The sequence below is a fragment of the Rugamonas sp. genome (genome assembly GCF_025354735.1).
Taxonomy (GTDB): Bacteria; Pseudomonadota; Gammaproteobacteria; order Burkholderiales; family Burkholderiaceae_D; genus Rugamonas.
In genome coordinates this window covers 1-8,494 of the sequence record NZ_JANXMI010000115.1, presented here as the reverse complement: position 1 = coordinate 8,494, position 8,494 = coordinate 1, and the positions used below count along the sequence as shown (strand labels likewise).

At 59.5% G+C, this 8,494-nt stretch carries 10 protein-coding genes; 8 read left to right on the top strand and 2 right to left on the bottom strand.

What is annotated here, in order from left to right:
• The first annotated feature begins 164 nt into the window (after window positions 1–164).
• Window positions 165–3,098 (top strand): EAL domain-containing protein, encoded by a 2,934-nt coding sequence (locus tag Q0S71_RS09685; RefSeq protein ID WP_295994282.1) that lies wholly within the window; start codon window positions 165–167, stop codon window positions 3,096–3,098.
• Between the two features lie 31 nt (window positions 3,099–3,129).
• Here Q0S71_RS09685 and xth read toward each other — a convergent pair whose 3' ends face one another.
• On the bottom strand, window positions 3,130–3,894 hold the full coding sequence (xth, locus tag Q0S71_RS09680; protein WP_295994281.1) for an exodeoxyribonuclease III: 765 nt from the start codon (window positions 3,892–3,894) through the stop codon (window positions 3,130–3,132).
• A gap of 222 nt (window positions 3,895–4,116) precedes the next feature.
• Between xth and Q0S71_RS09675 the strand changes: the two genes are divergently transcribed.
• The 7 genes from Q0S71_RS09675 to Q0S71_RS09645 all read left to right on the top strand — a co-directional run bounded on the left by Q0S71_RS09675 (window position 4,117) and on the right by Q0S71_RS09645 (window position 8,245).
• Window positions 4,117–4,698: a hypothetical protein gene (locus Q0S71_RS09675; protein ID WP_295994279.1), complete on the top strand. Its 582-nt coding sequence runs from the start codon at window positions 4,117–4,119 to the stop codon at window positions 4,696–4,698.
• Window positions 4,682–5,671 (top strand): hypothetical protein, encoded by a 990-nt coding sequence (locus tag Q0S71_RS09670; RefSeq protein ID WP_295994277.1) that lies wholly within the window; start codon window positions 4,682–4,684, stop codon window positions 5,669–5,671. The genes Q0S71_RS09675 and Q0S71_RS09670 overlap by 17 nt, the downstream gene beginning before the upstream one ends.
• A gap of 226 nt (window positions 5,672–5,897) precedes the next feature.
• Window positions 5,898–6,308 carry a hypothetical protein gene (locus tag Q0S71_RS09665; RefSeq protein WP_295994275.1) on the top strand — a complete coding sequence of 137 codons (411 nt, stop codon included), beginning with the start codon at window positions 5,898–5,900 and terminating at the stop codon, window positions 6,306–6,308.
• A 283-nt stretch (window positions 6,309–6,591) separates the two neighbouring features.
• Complete coding sequence (locus Q0S71_RS09660; protein WP_295994273.1) at window positions 6,592–6,999, top strand: hypothetical protein; 408 nt, start codon at window positions 6,592–6,594, stop codon at window positions 6,997–6,999.
• A gap of 11 nt (window positions 7,000–7,010) precedes the next feature.
• Complete coding sequence (locus Q0S71_RS09655; RefSeq protein ID WP_295994271.1) at window positions 7,011–7,199, top strand: DUF1653 domain-containing protein; 189 nt, start codon at window positions 7,011–7,013, stop codon at window positions 7,197–7,199.
• 65 nt (window positions 7,200–7,264) lie between these two features.
• On the top strand, window positions 7,265–7,723 hold the full coding sequence (locus Q0S71_RS09650; protein ID WP_295994286.1) for a CreA family protein: 459 nt from the start codon (window positions 7,265–7,267) through the stop codon (window positions 7,721–7,723).
• A gap of 57 nt (window positions 7,724–7,780) precedes the next feature.
• Entirely contained in the window at window positions 7,781–8,245 is a 465-nt protein-coding gene (locus Q0S71_RS09645; RefSeq protein ID WP_295994270.1) for a hypothetical protein, read from the top strand.
• Window positions 8,246–8,319: 74 nt separating this feature from the next.
• Here the strand turns inward: Q0S71_RS09645 and Q0S71_RS09640 are convergent.
• Window positions 8,320–8,494 (bottom strand): IS3 family transposase (locus Q0S71_RS09640; RefSeq protein WP_295994284.1); only part of this gene is annotated, 175 nt, incomplete at its 5' end.

Here is an 8,494-nt window from a genome sequence, read left to right as displayed (position 1 = left end):
ATCTCTCGAAACCGTGGTCTGACCCCGATATCGTTTGCGGGGCCGCATCCAGTGTGTCGTTTTTAAGTGATGCGCGCGGTGTAGCTAAACCCACCATACTAGTTTATGATCTTTCAACACGATGCCGTGTGAGGCAGCGTCTTTCACATGGTGCTCTTGTGTACATGAACCGAGTTTCGACGAATCCCGATTTTGTCTCCGACGCCTTGCAGTTGATCGGCATCCCGGCCTGCGCCTGCGATGGCGCCGGCGTGGTGCTGGCCGCGAACGCGGAGTTGTTAACCCTGTTGGGACTGAACCCCCTGGGGCGCCAGGTCGGCGATTTGTTCGCGCGCCATGTGAAGGAGTCCAGCACCGAGCAGCTCGACGCGGCGCTGGCGTCGTCGGGCGGCGCCGGCGAGCGCTGGGACAGTTGCGTGACGCGCGCCGGCGGCCAGTACGTGTCGGTGCAGCTGTGGGTCAAGCCGCTGCCGCTGGGTAGCGCGACGGGCGGCGCCACCATCATCTTCAACGACATCAGCAGCGTCCACCGCGACCAGCGCGCGCTGCGCAAAACGCTGCTCGAGCAGCAGGCCATCCTGGAAAACGCCGCCGTCGGCATCTTGTTCAGCAAGGAGTCGCGCATCCAGGAGTGCAATATCCGCTGCGCCGAAATGCTCGGCTACGCGCGCCACGAACTCGAAGGCGCGGCCAGCGTCAGCGTCTATCCGAGCGAGCAGCACTACGCCGACATCGGCCTGGAATCGGGCCCGCTGCTGGCGGCCGGCCAGTCCTACACCCGCGAGGCGCAGTTGCGGCGCCGCGACGGCTCGCTCGTATGGTGCCGCCTGTACGGCCGCGCCATCGATCCCTCCGACACCGACGACGGCACCGTATGGATCATCGAGGACATCGACGACCATCGCAGCGATGAAGAAAAACTGCGCCGCGCCCTGCTCGAAATGCAGGCCATCATGGACAGCGCGCCGCTGGCCATCGGCTTCCAGCGCGACAACCGCATCCTGCGCTACAACGACCGCTTCGCCGAATTCTTCGGCTTCACCGGCGACAGCGGCGTGGGCCAGCTGACCGAGACGCTCTATCCCTCGCTCGACGCGTTCGACGCCGTGGTGCGCAAGGTCCGCCCTCTGCTGGCGCGCAACAAGCCCTATCAGGCCGAGATGGAAATGCGGCGCCAGGACGGCACCACGTTCTGGTCGCACGCATTCGGCTATGTCATCAATCCGGGCCGCTCGCAGCAGGACACGATCTGGATTTTCGACGACCGCAGCGCGCAGAAGAAATCGGAGGAGTCGCTGCGCAACGCGCTGCTGGAAAACCAGGCGATACTCGACAGCGCGGTGCTGGGCATCTCGGTGGTGGAGCAGGGCAGCAACCTGCGCTGCAACGCCAAGATGGAAGAGCTGTTCGGCTATGCGCCGGGCGAGATGAATCATTTGAGCGTGCGCGCTTTTTACGGCAGCGCGCTGGCGTGGCAGACGGCGCGCGACCAGACCGCCAGCGACTTCCGCGCGGGCCGCGTCAACGTCTCCGAATATCAGCTGGTGCGCAAGGACGGCAGCCGTTTCTGGGCGCGGCTGTCCGGCCGGCCCTTCGATCTGGGCGTGCCGAACGGACGCTCGGTGTGGCTGGTCGACGACATCACGGCGCGGCGCGAGGCGGCCGACGCGGTCAGCCGCGCGCGCGACGAACTCGAAGTGCGGGTGCTTGAACGCACCGCCGAACTGGCCGGCGCCAACGCGCTGCTGCAGGGCGAGATCGTCGAGCGGCGCCAGGCCGAGGCGCGCGTGCACCACATGGCCTACCACGACAGCCTGACCGGCCTGCCGAATCGCGCGCTGCTGTCGGACCGGCTGGACCGCGCGATGCTGGCGGCGCAGCGCTCCGAGCGTCGTCTGGCGGTGATGTTCCTCGACCTGGACCGCTTCAAGACCATCAACGATTCGCTCGGCCACATGACCGGCGACCAGCTGCTCAAGGAAGTGGCCAGCCGGCTGTGCCGCGCGGTGCGGGCCAGCGACACCGTGGCCCGTTTGGGCGGCGATGAATTCGTCGTGCTGGTGCCGGGCATCCGCAGCGCCGACGAGGCCACCGCCGTCGCCGAAAAAATCATCGAGGCGCTGGCCGCGCCGTTCCCGCTCGATAGCCGCACGCTGCACATCACGCCGTCGATCGGCATCTGCGTGTATCCCGACGACGGCGGCGACGTCGAAACGCTGATGCGCCACGCCGACGCCGCCATGTATCACGCCAAGGCCAGCGGGCGCAATAACTACCAGTTCTTCACGCAGGTGATGAACCAGGCCGCGTCGCAGCACTTTGAACTGGAGAGCAGCTTGCGCGGCGCGCTGGCGCTGCGTCAGTTCGAGCTGCATTACCAGCCCATCATGGACATCGGCACGCGCCGCCTGCACACGATGGAAGTGCTGCTGCGCTGGCGCCGCCCCGGCCTGGGCCTGGTGCTGCCGGACAGCTTCATCCCCATCATCGAGGAAAACGGCTTGATCGTGCCGATCGGCGAATGGGTGATGCGGCGCGCCTGCGAGCAAAGCATGGAGTGGCAGCGCCAGGGATTGCAGCCGGTGCCGCTGGCGGTCAACCTGTCGCCGCGCCAGTTCATGCATCGGGGCCTGGTCGATTCGATCCGCCGCATCCTCGACGAAACCGGCATCGCGCCGAACATGATCGAGTTCGAAATCACGGAGACGGCGCTGATGCAGCACGGCGAGCACACGCTCGACATTCTGCGGCAGATCAACGACATGGGCATCCGGCTGTCGATCGACGATTTCGGCACCGGCTATTCCAGCCTGGCCTATCTGAAGCGCTTCCCGGTCAAGAAGCTGAAGATAGACCGCGCCTTCATCAAGGATCTGGAGCAGAGCGCGGAAGACCGCGCCATCGTGGCCGCGATCATCGCGCTGTCGAACAGCCTGCAACTGCTGGTGGTGGCGGAGGGTGTCGAGACCGAAGGCCAGTACGCGTTGTTGCGGCAGCATGGCTGCCAGTACGCGCAAGGCTATCTGTTCTCGCAGCCGGTGCCGCATGACAGCGCGCGGCTGCTGCTGCGCCCCGCCGATAATTTATCGGCCGCTTGATGGGGTTGCCAAGCGGCCGCTAATCGGGCGCTTAATCGATGGTGGCGATCACCGGTGCGTGATCGGAGGGCTGCGCCCATTTGCGCGGCGCGCGGTCGATGACGCAGGCGCTGCAACGCGCCACCAGCGGCGCCGACAGCAGGATGTGATCGATGCGCATGCCCTTGTTTTTCTGGAAGCCGAGCTGGCGGTAGTCCCACCAGCTGAACGATTTGTCGAGCTGCTCGAACAGGCGGAAGGCGTCCGTCAGGCCGATGTCGATCAGGCGCGTGAGCGCTGCGCGCTCCAGGTCCGTCACCAGCACCTGGCCGGCCCACAGCGCCGGATCGTGGACGTCGCGGTCTTCCGGCGCGATATTGTAGTCGCCGACGACGGCCAGCTGCGGATGTTCCAGCGCCTGTTCGCGCAGCCAGTCGTGGAAGGCGGCCAGCCATCCCAGCTTGTATTCGTATTTGTCCGACTCGACGCTCTGGCCGTTCGGCACATAGGCGCAGACCACGCGCACGCCGTCTATCGTGGCGGCCAGGATGCGCTGTTGCGGGTCGTCGTAGCGGGGATTGTTTTTGACGACGTCCGTCATCGGCAGCTTGGACAGGATGGCCACGCCGTTATAGGTTTTCTGGCCGCTGAAGACGACCTGATAGCCGGCCGCTTCGATGGCGGCGGCGGGGAATTTGTCATCGGTCAGCTTGGTTTCTTGCAGGCACAGCACGTCGACCGGGTTTTCTGCCAGCCACTTGAGCACGTGTGGCAGACGGACATTGAGCGAGTTGACGTTCCAGGTGGCGAGTTTCATATGATATAGACTTTCTTTTTAATTCAACGGCTTAGCATCACCATTTTGTGGTGTTTTATATTTAACTACCCGGCTAGCTACCCGCTATTGCGGTGGTAGGCGATGAACATACCTGTTGTATTGACGTCATGTTAGCCGATTTCAGCGAAGCCGCCGTGGTGATTGCAATTCCATGCCAGCATGCCATTATGGAAATAATACTTACTGGCAATCTGGGCAGCGATGATCCCCAAACTGAACACGTCCTCGGTTCTTCCACCTTTCCTCGGGGATGAACCTGGCGCTATGTCACCTTATTCTGCGTCGCTGTTGGAGGTGGCGCAACGATTCGCTACATCCGTCGAACGGATTGAAATTTTCCGGGGCCTGCTATCATACAGGGAAGCGGTACGTAATCTTGGGCTGACGGAGGGCTATCAATGGCTCGATGGGAGTTTCGTTGAAGACATCGAAGCAGTTCGTGGTCGACCACCGGAGGACATTGACATTGTCACGTTCACGCCAATTCCGGGAACTGTTCCAGAAAAGCGCGCCTTGGTTAACGCGAACCTGCCGATCTTTCACTCCAAGATGGCAAGGGATACCTATCACTGCGAAGCCTTCTTCGTGGACTTGACGATCAAAGCGATGAGCTTGGTCGACAAAACCCGCTACTATTTCGGGTTATTTTCGCACCAGCGTGAAACCTTCCTCTGGAAGGGGATATTGCAAGTGCCCCTCATTTCAGATGACGCGGCGGCATTGGCTTGGATTAATTTGCAGGAGATTGGATTGGGAGGATTGCAAAATGCTCAGAAAACTTGAACATGATGCATTGGCCGCAGATCTGGCCGCAGTGGAGGCAATTCTCGCATCGAATCCAGAAGACGACGATCCCGTCGGCCATTTTCAATTTTCACTGAAGAAGGACGATATCCGGGAGAAGTTGCGGCGGTTGGAGTCGCGTATCGATAAGCATGCCGAACTGGGTGTGTTTTTCGGCGGCGGTCCCGTCCAAGGTTCACGTGGAATCAATGCAGACTTCGCCGGCAAGGCGCTCGATGAACTGCAAGCCCTTATTGCCAAACGGTATTCGGACCAACATGGCGTGCTCAACCAGAAGGGGCGCCTGCCGCTAGCAAATCATTCGAAAATGCTGGTGACCAATATCGTCCGTGGTTCTGTTGGATTTGTGTTGGAAGAATCCGGAGAGACGGCGCCACTGGTTGACACGCCTCTTCATACGATTGTTGATGAGGTGGCGGATATTTTGTCGTGTGTAGGTGCTGCGGATGAAGGCCTATTTGATGAGGCGGCAGCGGCCTTGGATCAACGTATACTGGGCAGTCTAAGAGATTTCTTCCTGCTCCTGGACGAGCAGCAGGCAACGATGCGTGTTGTCAATGGTAAGCGGGACTTCCTGCTTGACAGGGCAATGGTGTCGCTAGCCCGTAGTCGGGTGCAAGCGATCCAGATTGAGGAGGTCGGGGAAGAAATGGAGGGCACACTTTTTGTACTGCCCACCGGACGGCGCTTTGAGTTCGAAGTGATGCAATCTGATGTACGCATCACATTTGGTGGATCAGTTTCCCCATTGGCTGCTGCTCAAATCGCCGGTCAGCAGGATATCGAGGGGACGACCATAGATGCCCGTCATATTTCTAATAAACCGATGAGGCTGGAGATTCAGACTCGGACTATCCAGGAAATTAACCGTTCTCCTAGGAAGGTTTATCGATTGTTGCGCCTGATAGGACCGGCAGATGACGGGCCGGGAATGGTGGCGGTGTCCGGATAAGCTGATGCATGACTTGCAACGGATCTTCAGCAAACTCAAGCTCTTGATAGTTCTCTTTGGTGGCGCATTTTGCTATCCCTTTCCGGATTAGTACCTTCAAGTAATAGTCGCTGCCAGATCTTTGCGTGCTCGTTTGCTAAATTGCCCAGTTCGATTGACCCGTCTCCACTGTGTGGCAAAAAACGCAACCATGCGACCCCTCATAGCCCGGCTCTTTGATGTCCTCATGGATCTGCTGAAGTGCGCCTTTGCATCTCATTTCAACCAAGCATCACGCGACCTAATCTTTGGTTTCTGCTTTGCGGTGGCCGGATATCCACCTTTATTGATGTTAACGCGATGTTCGCGGGCAAGCCTGCGAAGCTTATCCATAGACGACTGGACTGTATCGGAACATCCCGAGACGCTAATGAAGCTTGCAAATGGCGAGTTTCATCAGATGGTCATCCTTGCGATTTTTCGGGCAGGGCAGGTGCCCCGGATGGCCGCATCTTACCGCAATGGACCGCTGCGGGTGCCGCGCGGCGCCGGCCGGGAAGGGGCGGTGTGGTTTTTATTTGACCGTGGAACCAATTTGTGTGACTTCGGTCAAACTTTTGTTTTTTTCACGAAATTTATAAAAATACACACAAAATAGCTCTCCATAATGGTGCAACAGCCCATAAAATGTTGCGAAATCTGATATTTGCAAAAATAATTGCCGATTATGCTTCATTGTTATCAAAATAGAACTAGAATAAATAATTATCGAAATATGCATAGTCCAATAGCGTATTTCAAAATTTCGTTCCTTGTTAGCAACCATGAAAATTACAAAGCGGTGTAAACTAGATGTTGTAAATCGCCAATAAATGGTACTATGAGGAAATACTTGTAGTTTTAACAGTGAGCTATGCGTGAAGCATTTGTAAAGGAAGAAAATGCGATCTGCATTTGAAGCATGGGCGCAGCGTGACGGTCACATCGTGCGCAGGCGCGAAGACAAGCCAGACGAATATCTGGTATTTGAGACGCAACGCCGCTGGGTCATCTGGCAAGCGGCGCTGGAGCATGGAAAATCGCCGGCCGGCCGCAAAACAGCCGCGCAAAAAGAAGCGGTGGCCGACAAGGCTGGCGGCGCGCGCGGGGCATTGCAGCGGGTTCCGGTCATCAACGCCGACGAGGCGGTGGTGCGCAACCAAGTGTTGAACGAAGTGCTGGACGCGTTCGCAACCCTGGACAGCGAGACGGCGATGGAGGATATCTTGAAGGTCATCCAAAGCCTCAAGAAGGCCAAGAAGGACGAGTCGGAAGAGCGCGTCGCCGCGGTCTCCCGTCCCGCCAACTAAACGGGCGCCGCATGCGTTTCAGGCACTACAAAGGGGGGCTCTACGATCTGGTTTGCGTCGCCACCCTGGAATCGGACTTGAGTCCGATGATCGTCTATCGCGCCGCCGATGGTTCCATCTGGACCCGGCCTGAACACGTGTTTTTCGAGTTGATCGAAGTCGACGGCGTGATGGTGCAGCGTTTCGTCGCCATCGATTGACGGTGGCTCCGATGCGCGTTCAGCGGCCGATGCCCCGGACCTTGTCCGCCACCGCGGCGACGGCCATTTTGCTGGCCGCGATCTGCGCCGCGCCGACTCGGGCCGCGGCCGAAACGCTGGGCGCCGTCGATACCGCGTTCCAGCTGCTGGGGCCAGATCACAAAGTCGTGGTGGAAGTGTTCGACGATCCGCGCGTCGCTGGCGTCAGCTGCTATCTGTCGCGCGCCAAGACCGGCGGCATCAAGGGCGCCATCGGCCTGGCCGAAGACAAGTCGGAATCGTCGGTGGCCTGCCGCCAGGTCGGCCCGCTGACCTTCCGCGGCGCCTTGCCGCCGCAGGAAGAAGTCTTCACCGAGCGCGCCTCGGTCTTCTTCAAGCATGTGCGCGTGGTGCGCATGGTCGACGTCAAGCGCAACGCGCTGGTGTATCTGGTGTATTCGGATCGCCTGGTCGACGGCAGTCCCACCAACAGCGTGACGGCGGTCGCCGTTCCCGGCAACCAGCCCTTGCCGGTCCGGCGTTGAAGGCGGCGCCGCTTCAGGTTTATACTGGGCCGGCAGCACCTTAACGAGAGGCCGACCATGATCCCGCACCACCTTCAACGCAGCGCGCACCTTGCCGCCATCGCCGCCCTGGCATCGATCGCCATCGCCGGCTGCGCCACCATCACCGAATCGACCGAACAGCAAGTGGTGGTGCAGACCGTGCTGGATCACCGCGAAGTGACGGGCGTCGGCTGCGTCTTGTACAACGACGTCGGCAAGTGGTTCGTGACGACGCCGGCGCGCATCACCGTCAAGAAAAGCGCGGGGCCGATGCGCATAGACTGCCGCAGCGACGGTGCCGACTGGGCCTATGAAAAAGTCAGCTCGAAGGAAAACGGCAGCTTGTGGGGGAATGTGGTGATGACGGCCGGCGTTGGCATCTTCGTCGACAAAAACACCGGCGCCGGATTCGATTACCCGTCGACGCTGACGGTCATGCTGCGCAAGGGGCATCCGACCGATGACGGGCCGCCGCTGGCGCCGGGCGTGACGGTGTACTGAGGTCGTAGACTAATCGCGGACGAAAAAAGGCAGCTCGAATGAACTGACCCCGTAAAGTTGGACGGTTAAGTTTGTTAGGTAGCCAAGGGCTGGGTTCTGTATTGCACAGGACTCAGCCCTTTTAGTTTCATCTTGATGCGGTCGTGATTGTAATATCGGATGTACTTCTTGATGCCAGCTTGTAGCTCATCGACGCTGCCGAATTTGTTCAAGTAAAAGAACTCCGACTTCAACACAGCAAAGAAGCTC